Raw genomic sequence first — 18,928 nt, forward strand, 5'->3', positions numbered from 1 at the left:
CGCGTTACGGATACTAGTTAGTAGATAAAATGAAGTTTACAAAGCGATGATAAAGAATAGTAGAAGTCGATTATTAAGAGAAAAAGTCCTTAGGCTGTAAGACTTTTAAACAGACTTTGAACCAGCTTTTGAGTGTAGGTAAAAACTATCGGTTTAATACCGTTATCATTATTAGAGAACAAATTTAGGTGGTACCGCGATAAAAAGTTCGCCCTAATGCATATATTAGGCGAACTTTTTTTATTTTTTTATAAAATTACAATAAAATCAGTTTTCTTATTTTTCATCAAATTATAATCTAATTATAATATCTAAAATATGTGAATAATATCCCAAAATTTAACAATATTCTATATTAAGTTATAAATGGAGAAATAAGCTCTTTGTGAATTTGAAAAATACATTTTTAGTTAAGTTATTTAGATATAATATAAATAAAATTATAGGAGGAAATATAAAATGAAAATGTCTAATATGTTAATATCAACATTAAGAGAAGTACCAGCAGAAGCAGAAATTGACAGTCATAAACTTATGCTAAGAGCTGGAATGATAAGAAAAATGGCGGCAGGAGTATATAACTATTTGCCACTTGGATTAAAAGTTTTAAAAAAGGTAGAAGATATAGTAAGAGAAGAAATGAATGCAGCAAGTGCACAAGAATTTTTAGCTTCAGCTATTATCCCAGCAGAATTATGGCAAGAGTCAGGTAGATGGGATGCATATGGAGCAGAAATGTTTAGATTAAAAGATAGAGGCGAAAGAGATTTTTGTTTAGGACCTACTCACGAAGAAGTATTTACTGATATAGCAAGAAATGAAATTAAATCATATAAGCAATTACCAGTTAATTTATATCAAATTCAAACTAAATATAGAGATGAGCGCAGACCAAGATTTGGTGTTATGAGATCTAGAGAATTTATAATGAAAGATGCCTATAGTTTTGACAAAAATCAAGAGGGTCTAGACTTAGCATATGATAAAATGCATGATGCATATGTTGAAATATTCAATAGATGTGGATTAGATGCTAAATGCGTTGCAGCGGATTCTGGTGCTATTGGTGGCTCTAATTCAGCGGAATTTATGGTGAAATCAGAAGTTGGAGAAGATGATGTAGTATTCTGCATTCAATGTGATTATGCAGCAAATATTGAAAAAGCAACTTCTAAATTAGAAGAAGTTGAAAAGGAAGAACGAATGGAGATAGAAAAGATAGCTACTCCAAATAGTAGAGGAATAGATGAGATATCAGAATTTTTAAATATATCTCCTAAAAAGACAGTTAAAACTTTACTATATAACATTGATGGAAAGATTGTTGCTGTATTTGTAAGAGGCGATAGAGAAGTTAATGAAGTTAAGGTTGCTAACGCTTCAAATGCTTCTGGAGATATAGAAATGGCTTCTCACGAAGAGTATATACATGCAGCAGGGTGTGATATCGGATTTGCTGGACCAATAGGAATAAAGGCTGACCTAACATTGGTGGATGAAGAAGTGAAAAATATGTATAATTTTGTTGCTGGAGCAAATGAAACTGGATATCATATAAAAAATGTAAACTATGGCAGAGATTTTGAAGGAACAATTGGTGACTTTAGAAAAGTAATTGAAGGCGAAAAGTGTCCAGTTTGTGGTGGAAAAATTACTATTGCTAGAGGAACGGAAGTTGGTCATATATTTAAACTTGGAACTAAATATTCAGAAGCTATGAATGCCAATTTTATTGATGAAGATGGAAAAGAAAAGCCATTCATAATGGGTTGTTACGGTATTGGAGTTACAAGAACAATGGCATCTATAATTGAACAACATCATGATGAAAATGGAATAGTATGGCCATTGTCAGTTGCTCCATATCATGTTTCAGTAATTCCTGTGAATGTTAAAGATGAGGAACAAACAAAAGTGGCAAATGAGCTATATGAAGAATTAATAAGTATGGGAATAGAAGCACTTCTAGATGATAGAAATGAAAGAGCAGGAGTAAAGTTTAAAGATTCAGAATTAATGGGAATACCAATGAGAGTAACTGTAGGTAAAAAAATTGGTGACGGAGAAGTTGAATTTAAGCTTAGAGATGGTGAAATGGAAGTAATCAAAATAGGTGATGTTAGTAATATGGTAAAAGATCAATTTGAAAAAAGCAATTTAAAATTAAGATAACTCTAGGAGGTAATTTAATGAGGATATATAATACTTTAACTAAACAAAAAGAAGAGTTTATCCCTATTATTCCAGGTGAAGTTAAAATGTATGTTTGTGGACCAACTGTTTATAATTTCTTTCATATAGGTAATGGGAGAACGTTTATTGTCTTTGATAGTATCAGAAGATATTTAGAATACAGGGGATATAAAGTTACATTTATTCAAAACTTTACTGATATAGACGATAAGATGATTAATAAGGCTAATGACGAAGGCGTTACTGTAAAAGAACTTGGAGATAAATATATTAAAGAATATTATGAAGATGCTGATGCACTTCAAATTGAAAGAGCAACTGTTAATCCTAGAGCAACAGAATATATTGAAGATATAATAAAATTTATTGAAGAATTAATTGAAGCTGGATTCGCTTATGATATAGATGGGGATGTGTATTATAGCACCAAAAAGTTTAGTAATTATGGGAAATTGGCAGGTCAAAATTTAGACGACTTACAAGCAGGTGCAAGAATATCTGTAGATGAAAGAAAGAAAGATCCAATGGACTTTGCAGTTTGGAAGTCTCAAAAACCAGGTGAACCTTCATGGGAAAGTCCTTGGGGGCTTGGTAGACCAGGTTGGCACATAGAATGTTCATGCATGGCAAAAAAATTATTGGGTGATACAATCGACATTCATGCTGGAGGAATGGATCTAAAGTTTCCACATCATGAAAATGAAATAGCTCAAAGTGAAGCCATAACTGGGAAGCCTTTTGCACATTATTGGATACACTCAGCATTTGTTAATGTAGATAATAAAAAAATGTCGAAATCATTAAATAATTTCTTTACGGCTAGAGAAATTTTAGAAGAATATGATGCAGATACAGTAAGATTTTTAATGTTATCCGGGCATTACAGGATTCAAATAAACTTCACTAAGGAACTTTTGGATTCAGCAAAAGCGTCAATAGAAAGATTATATAATGGCATAAATAATCTTGAAAACCTAAAAGAAGAAGTTAATAAAAAAATAATGGATGATGAAGAACGAAGTTATTTAAAATCTTTAGATAAATATAGAGAAAGATTTGTTGAAAAGATGGACGATGATTTTAATACAGCAGATGCAATTTCAGTATTATTTGATTTGACTAAAGATATTAATAACAATGTTAATATCGGTTCATCAGTTGAATTATGTAAAGAATCAGAAGCTTTAATTAGAGAACTTGGAAATCCACTTGGGATTCTTCAAAATCATATAAAGAAGGATTTGGAAGCTGAAATTCAAGCACTTATTGATAAAAGACAAAAAGCAAGGAAAGATAAAGATTTTGCTTTATCAGATAAGATAAGAGATGATTTAAAGAATAGAAATATAGTTTTAGAAGATACACCACAAGGGGTTAGGTGGAAACATATTAATTAATTGAAAAAAGGGTTGCAATTTTGCAACCCTTATGCATATGAAAGAAAATAACGAGTAAATACATTAGCATATTGGCCTGTTATTTTTTGAATATGCCTTATTTAAAAGGAGAATTATAATGTTAGATGATTTAAGAATGAGAGAATTTTCAAAAGATGAAGCAAGAATGTTAAACCCACTTCAATTAGCAATAATTGGAGATGGAATATTCGAAGTTTTTATTAGGACTAATATTTTGACACAGAATACAGCATTATCAGCGAATAAAATTCACGTTAAGGCCATTGGGTATGTTAAAGCAAAAAGTCAATCATGCATAATGCATGAAATTGAAGAATTTCTAACTGAGGAAGAAGATGCTGTGTATAAGAGAGGGAGAAATGCTAAGTCTCCAACGGTTCCTAAGAATGCAGAAGTAAGAGATTATAGAATGGCAACAGGTTTCGAGGCGTTAGTAGGATATTTATATTTAACAGGAAATAAAGAAAGATTAGAATTTATATTTAATAAAAGTATTGAAATTATAAAGTAAATTACAAAAGGAGGATTTATAATGCAAGGCAAGGCGAAAAATTTTAATTCAAAAGGTAAATTTATTAAAAGTGAAAAGAATGACGAGAAAACTGGAATAAGAGATAAAGACAAAAATTATAGTGAGACTAAAAGTAAGCTAAAAAAGGAAAACACAGCAGAGGTTAGTATAAGCAAAGAAAATAGTCAGGTTGAAGAGCGGGAAGATATAGTTATTGGTAGAAATGCAGTAATTGAGGCTCTGAAAGGCGATAGAACAATTGAAACATTATACATAGCGAATACTAAATTGGAAGGATCCATAAATATAATTGTTGGTTTAGCAAAAGAAAAAAGAGTTTTGATTAAAGAAGTAGATAAAAGAAAACTTGATTCAATGTGTGATGGAGCAACCCATCAAGGCGTAATAGCAAAGGTAACTCCGTATAAGTATTCAGAGGTATCAGACATATTAGCGTTAGCAGAAGAAAGAGGAGAAGCACCATTCATTGTTATATTAGATGAAGTTGAAGATCCACATAACTTAGGATCAATAGTACGAACTGCAGAATTGTTTGGAGTACACGGAATAATAATTCCAAAGAGAAGAAGTGCATCTGTAAGTGCAACCGTATATAAATCTTCAGTGGGTGCAATAGAGCATGTGAAAATAGCTAAAGTAACAAATTTAAATGTAACAATAGAAGATTTAAAACAAAAAGGTATTTGGGTTTATGGAGCAGATATAAGAGCAGAAGAATATAGTTACCAAGTAGACTTTAGTGGGCCTTGTGCAATTATAATTGGAAATGAAGGTAGAGGAATTTCTAAATTAACAGTACAAAAATGTGATAAACTAATAAAGATACCAATGGTCGGAAAGATTAACTCTTTAAATGCCTCGGTAGCTGGTGGTATAATTATGTATGAAGTCTTAAAAGGACGATTGAAATAGAAAGAGGTATATGGTGAAAACTATTTTTGTGGATGGGTATAATGTGGTAAATAGCTGGCCGGATTTAAAGCAAAAAAAAGATTTTAGCTTCGAAGGTGCAAGACAAACATTGATAGATAAGCTACATAATTATGGAGTTTTTAAAGCTTGCAAAATAGTATTAGTATTTGATGCACATAAAGTTATAGGGAGTTTAGAAAAAAAAGAAGAAATAAACAAAAATATTTCTGTGGTTTTTACAAAAGATGGAGAAACTGCAGATAGTTATATTGAAAAAAACGTAAATGCATTAGGCCGAAAACATGAAATAGTTGTGGTTACTTCAGATAACTTAGAACAACAAACTGTTTTTCAAAGAGGTGCAGTTAGAATGTCATCCCTAGAATTCTATAATGAAGTACTAAATGTAGAAAAATCTATAAAACTTAAAAGTGATAAAAATAAAAGTGCACAAAAAAATATTATAAGTGATAATATAGATGACAAGACAGCTAAAATATTAGAAGAAATTAGAAGAAGCAAGTAAATTCAGTTGACTAACTTATTTTTACTGGAGTATAATTGTCTAAATAGTTAGTCAGTTGAATGTAGAAGAGAGTTGAGAGTGAGCAGTTGAGAATTTTTTTAGATTTCAGAGATAAATCAGACGAAGAAATTGTTGCACAAGTTAAAAGTGGAGATAATAGAGCCCAAGAATATTTAATTTCAAAATATGAAAACTTTGTAAAAGCGAAGGCTAAATCATACTTTTTAATAGGAGCGGACAAGGAAGATATTTATCAAGAGGGCATGATAGGGTTATATAAAGCTATCAGAGACTTCAATCCAGAAAAATCAACATCATTTAAAGCTTTTGCAGAAATATGTATAATTAGACAAATTATAACTGCAATAAAAACGGCTACTAGGCAAAAACATATTCCATTAAATACTTATATATCTTTAAATAAACCAATCTATGAAGAAGAATCTGAGAGAACTCTTTTAGATGTATTAGCGGGAATAAAAATTACAGATCCAGAAGAATTAATGATAAGTAAAGAACAAATAGAATATATTGAAGAAAAAATTTCTAAGGTATTATCTGGGTTAGAATTAGAAGTTCTTACATCATACTTAGACGGCAAATCATATCAAGAGATTGCATGTGATTTGGAGAAACATTCAAAGTCTATTGATAATGCATTGCAAAGAGTAAAAAGAAAATTAGAAAAGTGCTTAGATTTAAAGTAAGGATTTGTATTGACAAATAAAAAAAATGATAGTAAACTTTATAATTGGTATATCAAAGAACATAAAGATTTTTGAACGCTCACATAGCTCAGTCGGTAGAGCGTCACCTTGGTAAGGTGGAGGTCGTCGGTTCAATCCCGATTGTGAGCTCCAAATAATAAAAATAAGAAAACACTAGGCAAAGTTTATTAGAAGAAAATAAGGGAGGAAAATTATAATGGCAAAAGCAAAGTATGAAAGAACCAAGCCACATGTTAATATTGGAACAATAGGTCACGTAGACCATGGTAAGACAACATTAACAGCAGCAATAACAACAGTATTATCAAAGAAGGGTTTTGCACAAGCCTTTGATTATGCAGCAATAGACAAAGCACCAGAAGAAAAAGAAAGAGGAATTACAATTAATACATCACATGTTGAGTATGAAACAGAAAACAGACATTATGCTCACGTTGACTGTCCAGGACATGCCGATTATGTTAAGAACATGATTACAGGAGCAGCACAAATGGATGGAGCTATATTAGTTGTATCAGCAGCAGATGGTCCAATGCCACAAACAAGAGAACATATACTATTAGGATCAAGAGTTGGAATAGAATATATGGTAGTATTCTTAAACAAAGCTGATATGGTAGATGATCCAGAATTATTAGAATTAGTTGAAATGGAAGTTAGAGAATTATTAAGTGAATATGACTTCCCAGGAGATGATATTCCAGTAGTAACAGGATCAGCATTAAAAGCATTAGAAAACCCAGAAGATCCAGAATCAATTAAGTGTATAAATGAATTGATGGACGCTGTAGATAGTTATATACCAACACCAGAAAGAGCTACAGATAAGCCATTCTTAATGCCAATAGAAGATGTATTTACAATCACTGGTAGAGGAACAGTTGCAACAGGAAGAGTTGAAGCTGGAGTACTTCACGTAGGAGACGAAGTAGAAATCGTAGGATTAAGTGAAGAAAAGAAGAAAGTTGTAGTAACTGGAATTGAAATGTTCAGAAAGTTATTAGATGATGCGCAAGCAGGAGATAATATCGGAGCATTATTAAGAGGAGTACAAAGAGCTGATATCCAAAGAGGTCAAGTATTGGCAAAAGCAAATTCAGTACATCCACATACTAACTTTGTAGGTCAAGTATATGTATTAAAGAAAGAAGAAGGCGGAAGACATACACCATTCTTTGATGGATATAGACCACAATTTTATTTCAGAACAACAGATGTTACAGGATCAATAAAATTACCAGATGGAATGGAAATGGTAATGCCAGGAGACCACATTGATATGAAAGTAGAATTAATCACACCAATCGCAATGGATGAAGGATTAAGATTCGCTATTAGAGAAGGTGGAAGAACAGTAGGTTCTGGAGTTGTTACTAGCATACAAAAATAAAAAGTAATTGCTATTTAAATAGGACTAGGTTGTAGAACTTAGTCCTATTTAAAGGGAAATTGACAACTTGGATATTTTATGATATTGTATAAACGTGACATTTTAAATAATGCAAATTAGAGATGAGCAAGAAATTAATTTTCTTGTTTAATATATGAAAACTGGAGGTGCAGTCATGAGAACAAAAGTAACTTTAGCATGCACAGAGTGTAAACAAAGAAATTATGATTCAATGAAAAACAAAAAAAATAATCCGGATAGATTAGAAATGAAAAAGTATTGTAAATTCTGTAAAAAGCACACTCTTCATAGAGAAACAAAATAATTAGCCGCAGTAATGACATATAGTTATTAAATTTAAGGATGTGAAGATATGTCAGTAAAAAACAATGCAAAAACTGAAAAAACTATAAAAGGTAATGGCTTGTTTGTTTTTTTTACAGAGGTTAAATCAGAGGTTAAGCGAATAATTTGGCCTTCAAAAGATGAGACAAAGAAAGCATTTATTGCAGTTATAGTATTCACGCTAATGTATACCATATTAGTTGGTGGACTGGACTTTATTTTCGAGAACCTCTTTAAAATAATTTTAAAATTGAAGTAAAAGGGAGGTTTGGGTGATGTAAGATCACCTGACAAGTATGAGTGATAGAGCAAGATGGTATGTAGTACATACATACTCAGGATATGAAAATAAAGTTAAAGCAAATTTAGAAAAAGCAATTGAAAATAGAAATCTTCAAGCACTAATCCATGATATACAAGTACCTATGGAAGAAGTGATTGAAGAAAAAGACGGAAAACAAAAAGTCTTATTGAAGAAAAAGTTTCCGGGTTATGTGCTTATAAAAATGTTAATGGGCGATGAAGCGTGGTATGTTGTAAGAAATACAAGAGGCGTAACAGGATTCGTTGGTCCAGGATCAAAACCAGTTCCTCTTTCAGATGAAGAAGTTGAATCAATGGGAGTTTTAGAAAGTCCTATTGAGATTGATTTAGAGATAGGGGAAAGCATTAGAATTATCTCAGGGCCGTTGAGAGAATCAATAGCTATAATACAAGAGATAATTTTAGAAAAGCGTAAAGTGAAAGCTTTAGTAGATATGTTCGGCAGGGAAACTCTTGCTGAATTAGACTTTAATCAAGTTGAAAAATTAGTTTAATATATAACTAAACTAATTTTAATTAAGTGGGAGAACTAAAAGTTCGTATATACCACAGTAATAGGAGGAATAACAAAATGGCTAAGAAAGTAACTGGAATGATTAAACTTCAACTTCAAGCAGGAAAGGCAACACCAGCTCCACCTGTAGGTCCAGCTTTAGGTCAACACGGTGTAAACATAATGGGATTCTGTAAGGAGTTCAATGCAAAAACTGCAAATCAAGCTGGGTATATAATACCAGTAGTTATTACAGTTTACCAAGATAGATCTTTTAGCTTTATATTAAAGACTCCTCCAGCAGCAGTTCTAATCAAGAAAGAAATAGGATTAGAAAGTGGTTCTGGAGTGCCTAATAAAACAAAAGTTGGTAAGTTGACTCAAGAACAACTTAAAAAGATCGCTGAAACTAAAATGCCAGATTTAAATGCTGCAAATGTTGAATCAGCAATGAGAATGATTGCAGGAACAGCTAGAAGTATGGGCGTAACTATTGAAGAATAATTCGTAAAAATAAGTGGGAGGTCAAAACCGTTAATACCACAGAGGAGGCAAATTATGGGAAAGAAATATATTGAAAGTGCAAAGCTTATAGATAAAAGTGCATTATATAATCCAATGGATGCATTAGAGCTTACATTAAAGACTGCAAAGGCAAACTTTGATGAAACTATTGAATTACATGTAAGACTTGGAGTAGATCCAAGACATGCAGACCAACAAGTTAGAGGAGCAGTTGTATTACCAAACGGAACAGGCAAGACAGTTAGAGTTCTTGTGTTTGCAAAGGGAGATAAGGCAGCAGAAGCTCAAGCAGCTGGAGCAGATTTCGTTGGAGCTGATGAATTAGTTCAAAAAATCCAAAGTGAAAATTGGTTTGATTATGATGTAGTTGTTGCAACTCCAGATATGATGGGTGTTGTAGGTAGAATTGGTAGAGTATTAGGACCTAAGGGATTAATGCCAAATCCAAAGTCAGGAACAGTAACCTTTGATGTTGCTAAAGCAATTGAAGAAATCAAAGCGGGTAAAGTTGAATATAGAGTAGATAAAACATCTATAGTTCATTGCCCAATTGGAAAGAAATCATTTGGAAATGAAAAATTAAAGGAAAACTTTAAAGCATTAATGGATGCGCTAGTTAAAGCAAAACCATCAGCGGCAAAGGGACAATATTTAAAATCGGTATCTGTTTCAAGTACAATGGGACCAAGTGCAAGAATTAATCCTACAAAAGCTTTAGATTAGTATTGACTTGAGCAGATTTAAGTGATATAATTTCTAATGTTGTAAAAGAGAATATTTTTTCCGTAGACAGTGGGTGCGAAAGCGTAAAGATGACTACCTACTTAGGTTATGATAATAGATGATATTATAAGACCTTCCTTGTCTACGGAAGGTCTTTTTTAATGAAAGAAGCAGTTTGAAACTGTGAGGAGGTGGACTACAATAATGAATAAAAACAGAGAACTTAAAGAAGCAAAAGTTGCTGAGATTAAGGAAAAATTAGAAAAATCAAAAGCTGTTGTTCTTGCTAAGTATCAAGGCTTAACTGTTGAAGAAGATACTACTCTTAGAAAAAATTTAAGAGAAGCTGGAGTTGAATACAAAGTATATAAAAATACTTTAGTTATTTTAGCAGCTAAAGAATTAGGATTAGATGGTATAGTAGAATATTTAGAAGGACCTATATCTGTTGCATTCGGTTATGAAGATGTTACAGTAGCAGCTAAAGTGCTAAATGATTTTGCTAAAGATCATAAAAGTCTAGAATTAAGGGCAGGTATTGTAGAAGGAGAAATCTTTGATGAAGCTAAGATTAAACAATTAGCAACAATACCATCAAAAGAAATCCTTATTGCAAAACTTCTTGGAAGTATCAAGTCTCCAATATCAAGCTTTGCACGTGTATTAAGTGCTATTGCTGATAGCAAGGGAACTGAATCTGCAGAATAATAAAAAGTAAAAAAATTAACAAAAAATTTCGGAGGTGCTATTAAAATGACAAGAGAAGATATAATTCAAGCAATAAAAGAAATGAGCGTTTTAGATTTAAATGAATTAGTAAAGGCTTGTGAAGAAGAATTTGGAGTAAGTGCTGCTGCTGCTGTTGTAGCTGGAGGTGCTGTAGCTGGAGCTGCTGCTGAAGAAAAAACTGAGTTCGACGTAGTATTAGTAAGTACAGGAGATAACAAAATTAAAGTTATCAAAGCAGTTAGAGAAATAACTGGATTAGGATTAAAAGAAGCTAAAGAAATAGTTGATGGAGCTCCTAAGACATTAAAAGAAGGCGTTTCTAAAGATGAAGCTAACGATATGAAAGCTAAATTAGAAGAAGTTGGAGCTGCTGTAGAAGTTAAGTAGTTTGCTTAAAGCAAAAGAGGTGCTTATAAAAGCACCTCTTTTAAACTCTATTTATAAAGCTATATAAAATGCTTGTTAAAGAATAAGTATTTTATATAGCTTTATAGCTAAATTAATCTTTATTAATATTATTGACAAGAAAAATATCCTATGATATTATAATGTAATGTATTATTCACTATGGGATAGTATATATTTGTAGTGGAAAAAAAGAGTATAACCTGGTGAATAATGGTTATACTATAAAAAGAAGTTGTCCGAAAGTAAAAAGTCCTTAGGGAAAGTATGCTTTTGGCTATTTTAGTTTATTTTATACAAGGGGTGAAAATTCATGGTACATCCTGTCCAAGTTGGAAAAAGAACAAGAATGAGTTTTGGTAAGGTTGATGACGTTACTGAAATGCCGAATTTAATTGAGGTACAATTAGATTCTTATGAATGGTTTTTAAGAGAAGGGTTGCACGAAGTATTTGAGGATATTAATCCTATCACAAACTTCACAGGAAATTTAGTACTTGAGTTCATAGATTATAAACTTGATATGGAAAATATCAAGTATTCTGTCGAAGAATGCAAAGAAAGAGATTCAACTTATGCGGCACCATTAAAAGTTTCAATCAGACTACAAAACAATGAAACTGGTGAAATTAAAGAACAAGAAGTGTTTATGGGTGATTTCCCATTAATGACAGAACAAGGTACATTTGTAATAAATGGTGCTGAGAGAGTTATAGTTAGTCAATTAGTAAGATCTCCAGGAGTATATTATAACTACTCTAGAGATAAGAGTGGTAAAAAATTATATTCAGCAACTGTAATCCCTAATAGAGGTGCATGGTTAGAGTATGAAACAGATTCTAACGATATAATTTATGTGAGAATTGATAAGACAAGAAAATTATCAATTACTATTTTAGCAAGAGCTATGGGATTAGGTAGTGATCAAGAATTATTAGATTTCTTTGGAGAAGAAGAAAGATTTAGAGCTTCAATAGAAAAAGACAATACTAAAACTAAAGAAGAAGCATTGCTTGAAATATATAAGAGATTAAGACCAGGAGAACCACCAACAGTAGATAGTGCTATCTCTTTAATTGATACGCTGTTTTTTGATGCAAAAAGATATGATTTATCTAGAGTTGGTAGATACAAGTTTAATAAAAAACTTGCATTAAGTTTAAGAATTGCTAATCAAGTAGCAGCAAATGATATTGTTAATCCACAAACTGGTGAGATTATAGCAGAAAAAGGGCAAAAAATAAGTAGATTAATGGCTGAAGATATTCAAAACATAGGTATTAAATCAGTTGATGTCTTAATAGATGATAAAGTCATTAAGGTAATTAGCAATAACTTTGTAGATATAAAGAAGCAAGTTTCTTTTGATACTTCAGATTTGGGAATAAAAGAATTAGTTCATTATCCTACATTAAAGGAAATATTAGATAATTTCTCGGATGAAAAAAGTATTAAAGAAGAGATAAAGAAAAATATTAGTAGACTTATTCCAAAACACATTATAAGAGATGATATATTTGCAACTATTAGTTATGAATTAGGATTAACTTATGGAATAGGTTATGTTGATGATATAGATCACTTGGGCAATAGAAGATTAAGATCTGTAGGAGAGTTATTACAAAATCAATTTAGAATTGGTTTATCTAGAATGGAAAGAGTAGTTAAAGAAAGAATGACTATTCAAGACCAAGAATCAATAACTCCTCAGATGTTAATTAACATAAGACCAGTGGCAGCAGCTATTAAAGAATTTTTTGGTAGTTCTCAATTATCACAATTCATGGATCAAACAAATCCATTGTCAGAATTGACACATAAAAGAAGATTATCAGCATTAGGACCAGGAGGTCTTTCAAGAGAAAGAGCTGGTTTTGAAGTTAGAGACGTTCATCATTCTCATTATGGAAGAATGTGCCCAATCGAGACACCAGAAGGCCCAAATATCGGGCTTATTAACTCGTTAGCTACATTTGCTAAAGTTAATGAATATGGTTTTATTGAAACACCATACAGAATTGTTGATAAAGAAAATGCAAGAGCAACAGAAGAAATAAGATACTTCACAGCTGATGAAGAAGATCAATTCTTAATTGCTCAAGCTAAAGAGCCTATGGATGAAAAAGGACATTTTGTTAACAAAAAAGTAACAATAAGACACTTAGAAGACGTATTAGATGTACCAGCTACAGAAGTTGATTTAATTGACGTATCTGCAAGACAAATGGTATCAGTAGCTACTGCTATGATTCCATTCCTTGAAAATGATGATGCAACAAGAGCGCTTATGGGATCAAATATGCAACGTCAAGCAGTTCCATTATTAATTTCACAAGCACCAATTGTTGGTACTGGTATAGAATTTAAAGCTGCTGTAGATTCAGGAGTACTACCGAAAGCAAAGAATGCAGGGGTTGTTACTTATGTATCAGGTAGTGAAATTCGAGTTAAGAGAGAATCAGATGGAAAAACAGATATATATAAAATGCTGAAATTCAAGAGAAGTAATTCAGGAACTTGTATTAATCAAAAGCCTATAGTAGATACGGGTGAAATAGTATTTAAGAATCAAGTAATTGCAGATGGTCCGTCTACAGATTTAGGAGAAATTGCATTAGGTAAAAACATCAGAATGGGATTTATAACTTGGGAAGGTTATAACTATGAAGATGCTATGTTAATTTCTGAAGAATTGGTTAGAGAAGATGTCTTTACATCTATGCATATAGAAGAATATGAATGTGAAGCTAGAGATACAAAACTTGGACCAGAAGAAATAACAAGAGATATACCAAATGTAAGTGATGACTCACTTAAAGATGTTGATGATAGAGGTATTATCAGAATAGGTGCAGAAGTAAGATCAGGAGATATATTAGTTGGTAAAGTGACACCAAAGGGTGAAACTGAACTTACAGCAGAAGAAAGACTATTAAGAGCAATTTTTGGAGAAAAGGCAAGAGAAGTAAGAGATACTTCATTAAGAGTTCCTCACGGAGAAGCTGGAATAATAGTTGATATAAAAGTGTTTACAAGAGAAAATGGAGATGAATTAAATCCAGGAGTAAATGAACTTGTAAGATGTTATATTGCACAAAAAAGAAAGATTTCAGTTGGAGATAAAATGGCAGGACGTCATGGTAATAAAGGGGTTATCTCTAGAATATTACCAGAAGAGGATATGCCATTCTTACCAGATGGCAGACCACTTCAAATATGTTTAAATCCACTTGGAGTACCTTCTCGTATGAATATCGGGCAAGTACTTGAAGTACATTTGGGTTGGGCAGCTAGCCATTTGGGTTGGCATATATCCACACCAGTATTTGATGGTGCAACTCAACCTGAAATTACGGAGTGCATGTTAAAGGCTGGTTTTAGGGAAGATGCTAAAACTATATTGTATGACGGTAGAACTGGAGAACCATTTGATAATCCAGTAACTGTTGGTATAATGTATATTTTAAAACTTCACCATTTGGTAGATGATAAGATTCATGCTAGATCTACAGGTCCTTACTCGCTAGTTACTCAACAACCATTAGGAGGTAAAGCTCAATTTGGTGGTCAAAGATTTGGTGAAATGGAAGTTTGGGCATTAGAAGCATATGGAGCAGCACATACGTTACAAGAAATATTAACTGTTAAGTCAGATGATGTTGTAGGTAGAGTTAAGACGTATGAAGCTATAGTTAAGGGCGAGAATATACCAGAACCAGGAGTTCCTGAATCATTTAAGGTTCTTATTAAAGAACTACAAGCTTTATGCTTAGACATTAAAGTTTTAAACAATGATCATGAAGAAGTAACTTTGAAAGAATTTGTAGATGACGACATGGCAAATTTAGAAGTTAATATAGAAAGTTCTGAGGGAGTAATTGTACCAGAACCAGAAATTATAGATGATAGTTATGATCAAACTAAAGATGAAGATATAGACGAAGTTGATTATGAAGAGAACGTTGATATAGACGAAATTGAAAGTGAATTAGAACTAGACGATTTTAATGATGAACACTAATTTTGAAGGGAGGATTTACCCTTGTTTGAATTTAATAATTTTGATGCAATACAAATTGGTTTAGCATCTCCAGAACAAATAAGACAATGGTCAAGAGGAGAAGTTAAAAAACCTGAAACAATTAACTACAGAACATTAAAGCCCGAAAGAGATGGCTTATTCTGCGAAAGAATCTTTGGACCAATGAAAGATTGGGAATGTCATTGTGGAAAGTATAAAAGAGTAAGGTATAAAGGTATAGTTTGTGATAGATGTGGAGTTGAAGTCACAAAGGCTAAAGTAAGAAGAGAAAGAATGGGGCATATAGAATTAGCTGCTCCAGTATCTCATATTTGGTATTTTAAAGGTATTCCATCAAGAATGGGATTAATTTTAGATATGTCACCAAGAGCTTTAGAAAAAGTTTTATATTTTGCATCTTATATAGTAATAGATCCAAAAGAGACACCATTATTGAAGAAGCAACTTCTCAATGAGAAAGAATATAGAGAAGCGATAGATAAATATGGTGATGAAAGTTTTGTGGCAGGTATGGGAGCAGAAGCAGTTCAAGATTTGCTTAATCAAATTGACTTGGAAAATGGGTCAAAGGAATTAAAAGAAGAGCTTAAGCAAAGTACTGGACAAAAGAAAGTTAGAATTATAAGAAGACTAGAAGTTGTAGAATCGTTTAGAAAATCAGGAAATAAGCCTGAATGGATGGTAATTAATGTAATACCAGTAATTCCGCCAGATTTAAGACCTATGGTTCAATTAGATGGTGGTAGATTTGCAACATCAGATTTAAATGATTTATATAGAAGAGTAATAAATAGAAATAATAGATTGAAAAAATTATTGGATTTAGGTGCTCCGGATATCATAGTAAGAAACGAAAAAAGAATGCTTCAAGAAGCAGTAGATGCACTTATAGATAATGGTAGAAGAGGAAGACCAGTAACTGGTCCAGGAAACAGACCTTTAAAATCTCTTTCAGATATGTTGAAGGGTAAACAAGGTAGATTTAGACAAAATTTACTTGGAAAAAGAGTTGACTATTCTGGTAGATCAGTTATAGTTGTTGGACCAGAATTAAAAATGTATCAATGCGGTCTTCCTAAAGAAATGGCTATAGAATTATTTAAGCCATTTGTAATGAAGAAGCTAGTACAAGATGGATTAGCTCATAATATTAAGAGCGCTAAGAGAATGGTTGAAAGAGTGCAACCACAGGTATGGGATGTATTAGAAGAAGTTATTGCAGATCATCCAGTATTACTTAATCGTGCACCTACATTGCATAGGTTGGGTATTCAAGCATTCCAACCAGTACTAGTAGAAGGTAGAGCGATTAAACTTCATCCATTAGCATGTACAGCTTATAATGCTGATTTTGATGGTGACCAAATGGCTGTCCATCTTCCGTTATCAGTAGAAGCACAAGCGGAAGCTAGATTCTTAATGTTGGCAGCAACGAATATTTTAAAGCCATCAGATGGTAAACCAGTTTGTGTTCCAACACAAGATATGATTCTTGGATCATATTATTTAACAATTGATAAAGATGGAGCTAAGGGCGAAGGAATGACATTCAGCAGTAAAGATGAAGCAATAATGGCATATGAAGTTAAAGAAATTGGCATACATGCTAAAATAAATGTTAGAATGTTTAGAGAATTTAATGGACTAATGCAATCTAAAGTTATTAAGACTACTGTTGGAAAGATAATATTTAATGAATCAATTCCACAAGATTTAGGATTAGTTAGTAGAGAAAATGAAGAAGAAAAATTCAATTTAGAATTTGATGTCTTAGCTACTAAAAAAACATTAGGAACAATAATAGATCAATGTTATCTTAAACATGGTCCAGTAAAAACATCTGTAATGCTTGATAATATTAAATCGTTAGGTTATCATTACTCATCTATAGGTGCTGTAACTGTTGCTACATCAGATATAGTAGTGCCAGATGCTAAGTATGTTTTACTTAAAGAAGCCGATGAAACTATTGATAAGATCGAAAAGATGTATAAAAGAGGATTTATATCTGATGAAGAAAGATATGAAAAAGTTATAGAAAAGTGGACTAAAACAACTGAAGATGTAGCCAATGCATTAATGGATAGTCTTGATAGGTTTAACCCAATATATATGATGGCTGATTCTGGGGCCAGAGGATCCAAGTCTCAGATCAAACAATTAGCTGGAATGAGAGGACTTATGGCAAGTCCATCAGGTAAGATTATTGAATTACCTATCAGAGCATCATTTAAAGAAGGCTTAGATGTATTAGAATATTTCTCGTCTACACATGGTGCTAGAAAAGGTAATGCGGATACAGCTTTAAAGACTGCCGATTCAGGATATTTAACAAGAAGACTTGTCGATGTATCACAAGATGTTATTGTAAGAGAACAAGACTGTGGTGCAGAAGATGGAATCTATGTAAGTGAAATAAAGGAAGGCAGCGAAGTTATCGAAGAATTAAGAGAAAGATTAATTGGGAGATATACTGCGGAAGATATTGTTAATCCTAATACGGGTGAAGTTGTACTTCAAAGAAATGAATACATGAATCCAGATATAGCTGATACTATAGTTTCAACAGGGATTAAGAAAGTTAAAATAAGATCTGTATTTACATGTACTTGTAAAGTTGGGGTTTGCGCAAGATGTTATGGTATGAATATGGCAACTGCTAAAAAGATTGACATTGGAGAAGCTGTTGGAATTATAGCAGCCCAATCAATAGGAGAACCAGGAACACAACTTACAATGAGAACATTCCATACAGGTGGAGTTGCAGGTGCAGATATAACTCAAGGTTTACCTAGAGTTGAAGAATTATTTGAAGCTAGAAAACCAAAAGGGCTTGCAATAGTAAGTGAAATTACTGGAAATATTAAAATTGAAGACACAAAGAAGAAGAGAACCGTAGTTGTTATAGGTTCAGATGGGGAAGAACGTAGTTATGAAATCCCATTTGGTTCTAGAATTAATGTAAGTGAAAATGATTATGTTGAAGCTGGAGATGAAATCACAGAAGGTTCAGTAAATCCACATGATATAATGAGCATAAAGGGAATAGATGGTGCAAGAAGATATTTACTTTCAGAAGTTCAAAAAGTTTATAGATTACAAGGTGTTGATATCAATGATAAACATTTAGAGGTAGTTGTTAGACAAATGACTAGAAAGATAAAAGTTCTTGAGTCAGGAGATACAGAATTATTACCAGGAACATTGATTGATATGTTTGATTTTCATGCTGAAAATGCAAGAGTTAGAGAATTTGGTGGAGAAGAAGCAAAGGGAGAACAAACTCTATTAGGTATAACTAAAGCAGCATTGGCAACTGATAGTTTCTTATCAGCAGCTTCATTCCAAGAAACAACAAGAGTTTTAACAGAAGCGGCAATTAAAGGTAAAGTTGATCCTTTAGTTGGATTAAAAGAAAATGTTATTATTGGTAAGTTAATTCCTGCTGGGACTGGAATGATGAGATACAGAGATTTAAAGATAGAGACAGATGAAGAAGTAATAGAAGAAACTGTTACAGAAACTGTTGAAGAATAGAATTTAATTATGTTGACATGTGTAAAATTAAATGATAAAATACAGTTTGTGTGATTTGAAATGTAAAATCACACAAATAAATGTCAACATCATTGTTTTTATGTAT

At 32.2% G+C, this 18,928-nt stretch carries 16 protein-coding genes, 1 tRNA gene and 2 other annotated features; all 17 genes read left to right on the forward strand.

Annotation, left to right across the window (positions count from 1 at the left end):
• Positions 1-37: 37 nt before the first annotated feature.
• Positions 38-219: a binding site (T-box leader), on the forward strand.
• 240 nt (positions 220-459) lie between these two features.
• The 17 genes from psyc5s11_RS00875 (at position 460) to rpoC (ending at position 18,822) form a co-directional block, all read left to right on the forward strand.
• The gene (locus psyc5s11_RS00875) at positions 460-2,172 is read left to right on the forward strand and encodes a proline--tRNA ligase (RefSeq protein WP_224035795.1); all 1,713 of its coding nucleotides are present in this window, start codon (positions 460-462) and stop codon (positions 2,170-2,172) included.
• A 17-nt stretch (positions 2,173-2,189) separates the two neighbouring features.
• A complete protein-coding gene (cysS, locus tag psyc5s11_RS00880) occupies positions 2,190-3,590 on the forward strand; it encodes a cysteine--tRNA ligase (RefSeq protein ID WP_224035796.1) in 1,401 nt (466 codons plus the stop codon).
• A 118-nt stretch (positions 3,591-3,708) separates the two neighbouring features.
• Positions 3,709-4,122: a Mini-ribonuclease 3 gene (locus psyc5s11_RS00885; protein WP_224035797.1), complete on the forward strand. Its 414-nt coding sequence runs from the start codon at positions 3,709-3,711 to the stop codon at positions 4,120-4,122.
• Positions 4,123-4,143: 21 nt separating this feature from the next.
• Complete coding sequence (rlmB, locus tag psyc5s11_RS00890; protein WP_224035798.1) at positions 4,144-5,055, forward strand: 23S rRNA (guanosine(2251)-2'-O)-methyltransferase RlmB; 912 nt, start codon at positions 4,144-4,146, stop codon at positions 5,053-5,055.
• Between the two features lie 13 nt (positions 5,056-5,068).
• Positions 5,069-5,581, forward strand: a complete 513-nt coding sequence (locus psyc5s11_RS00895) for an NYN domain-containing protein (protein ID WP_224035799.1) — start codon at positions 5,069-5,071, stop codon at positions 5,579-5,581.
• Positions 5,582-5,667: 86 nt separating this feature from the next.
• A complete protein-coding gene (gene sigH / locus psyc5s11_RS00900; RefSeq protein ID WP_224035800.1) occupies positions 5,668-6,288 on the forward strand; it encodes an RNA polymerase sporulation sigma factor SigH in 621 nt (206 codons plus the stop codon).
• Between the two features lie 77 nt (positions 6,289-6,365).
• Positions 6,366-6,441: transfer RNA gene (locus tag psyc5s11_RS00905), tRNA-Thr, on the forward strand.
• Between the two features lie 64 nt (positions 6,442-6,505).
• Positions 6,506-7,699: an elongation factor Tu gene (gene tuf / locus psyc5s11_RS00910; protein ID WP_224035801.1), complete on the forward strand. Its 1,194-nt coding sequence runs from the start codon at positions 6,506-6,508 to the stop codon at positions 7,697-7,699.
• A gap of 175 nt (positions 7,700-7,874) precedes the next feature.
• On the forward strand, positions 7,875-8,024 hold the full coding sequence (gene rpmG / locus psyc5s11_RS00915) for a 50S ribosomal protein L33 (protein ID WP_224035802.1): 150 nt from the start codon (positions 7,875-7,877) through the stop codon (positions 8,022-8,024).
• A 48-nt stretch (positions 8,025-8,072) separates the two neighbouring features.
• Positions 8,073-8,303 carry a preprotein translocase subunit SecE gene (gene secE / locus psyc5s11_RS00920; RefSeq protein ID WP_224035803.1) on the forward strand — a complete coding sequence of 77 codons (231 nt, stop codon included), beginning with the start codon at positions 8,073-8,075 and terminating at the stop codon, positions 8,301-8,303.
• Between the two features lie 37 nt (positions 8,304-8,340).
• Positions 8,341-8,862, forward strand: a complete 522-nt coding sequence (gene nusG / locus psyc5s11_RS00925) for a transcription termination/antitermination protein NusG (RefSeq protein ID WP_224035804.1) — start codon at positions 8,341-8,343, stop codon at positions 8,860-8,862.
• 77 nt (positions 8,863-8,939) lie between these two features.
• The gene (rplK, locus tag psyc5s11_RS00930; protein WP_224035805.1) at positions 8,940-9,365 is read left to right on the forward strand and encodes a 50S ribosomal protein L11; all 426 of its coding nucleotides are present in this window, start codon (positions 8,940-8,942) and stop codon (positions 9,363-9,365) included.
• Positions 9,366-9,419: 54 nt separating this feature from the next.
• On the forward strand, positions 9,420-10,109 hold the full coding sequence (rplA, locus tag psyc5s11_RS00935; RefSeq protein WP_224035806.1) for a 50S ribosomal protein L1: 690 nt from the start codon (positions 9,420-9,422) through the stop codon (positions 10,107-10,109).
• Between the two features lie 42 nt (positions 10,110-10,151).
• Positions 10,152-10,278 (forward strand) — a sequence feature (ribosomal protein L10 leader region).
• Positions 10,279-10,313: 35 nt separating this feature from the next.
• On the forward strand, positions 10,314-10,817 hold the full coding sequence (gene rplJ / locus psyc5s11_RS00940) for a 50S ribosomal protein L10 (protein ID WP_224035807.1): 504 nt from the start codon (positions 10,314-10,316) through the stop codon (positions 10,815-10,817).
• 45 nt (positions 10,818-10,862) lie between these two features.
• On the forward strand, positions 10,863-11,225 hold the full coding sequence (gene rplL, locus psyc5s11_RS00945; protein WP_224035808.1) for a 50S ribosomal protein L7/L12: 363 nt from the start codon (positions 10,863-10,865) through the stop codon (positions 11,223-11,225).
• 331 nt (positions 11,226-11,556) lie between these two features.
• Complete coding sequence (gene rpoB / locus psyc5s11_RS00950; protein ID WP_224035809.1) at positions 11,557-15,264, forward strand: DNA-directed RNA polymerase subunit beta; 3,708 nt, start codon at positions 11,557-11,559, stop codon at positions 15,262-15,264.
• Positions 15,265-15,285: 21 nt separating this feature from the next.
• On the forward strand, positions 15,286-18,822 hold the full coding sequence (gene rpoC, locus psyc5s11_RS00955) for a DNA-directed RNA polymerase subunit beta' (RefSeq protein ID WP_224035810.1): 3,537 nt from the start codon (positions 15,286-15,288) through the stop codon (positions 18,820-18,822).
• Positions 18,823-18,928 lie beyond the last annotated feature (106 nt).

The organism is Clostridium gelidum, assembly GCF_019977655.1.
In the GTDB taxonomy this organism is placed as follows: domain Bacteria; phylum Bacillota; class Clostridia; order Clostridiales; family Clostridiaceae; genus Clostridium; species Clostridium gelidum.

What these genes read in the sequence shown, in the direction of transcription:
- psyc5s11_RS00875 (WP_224035795.1), top strand. Translation starts at nt 460, where the DNA reads ATGAAAATGTCTAATATGTTAATATCAACATTAAGAGAAGTACCAGCA.
- cysS (WP_224035796.1), top strand. Translation starts at nt 2,190, where the DNA reads ATGAGGATATATAATACTTTAACTAAACAAAAAGAAGAGTTTATCCCT.
- psyc5s11_RS00885 (WP_224035797.1), top strand. Translation starts at nt 3,709, where the DNA reads ATGTTAGATGATTTAAGAATGAGAGAATTTTCAAAAGATGAAGCAAGA.
- rlmB (WP_224035798.1), top strand. Translation starts at nt 4,144, where the DNA reads ATGCAAGGCAAGGCGAAAAATTTTAATTCAAAAGGTAAATTTATTAAA.
- tuf (WP_224035801.1), top strand. Translation starts at nt 6,506, where the DNA reads ATGGCAAAAGCAAAGTATGAAAGAACCAAGCCACATGTTAATATTGGA.
- rpmG (WP_224035802.1), top strand. Translation starts at nt 7,875, where the DNA reads ATGAGAACAAAAGTAACTTTAGCATGCACAGAGTGTAAACAAAGAAAT.
- secE (WP_224035803.1), top strand. Translation starts at nt 8,073, where the DNA reads ATGTCAGTAAAAAACAATGCAAAAACTGAAAAAACTATAAAAGGTAAT.
- nusG (WP_224035804.1), top strand. Translation starts at nt 8,341, where the DNA reads ATGAGTGATAGAGCAAGATGGTATGTAGTACATACATACTCAGGATAT.
- rplK (WP_224035805.1), top strand. Translation starts at nt 8,940, where the DNA reads ATGGCTAAGAAAGTAACTGGAATGATTAAACTTCAACTTCAAGCAGGA.
- rplA (WP_224035806.1), top strand. Translation starts at nt 9,420, where the DNA reads ATGGGAAAGAAATATATTGAAAGTGCAAAGCTTATAGATAAAAGTGCA.
- rplJ (WP_224035807.1), top strand. Translation starts at nt 10,314, where the DNA reads ATGAATAAAAACAGAGAACTTAAAGAAGCAAAAGTTGCTGAGATTAAG.
- rplL (WP_224035808.1), top strand. Translation starts at nt 10,863, where the DNA reads ATGACAAGAGAAGATATAATTCAAGCAATAAAAGAAATGAGCGTTTTA.
- rpoB (WP_224035809.1), top strand. Translation starts at nt 11,557, where the DNA reads ATGGTACATCCTGTCCAAGTTGGAAAAAGAACAAGAATGAGTTTTGGT.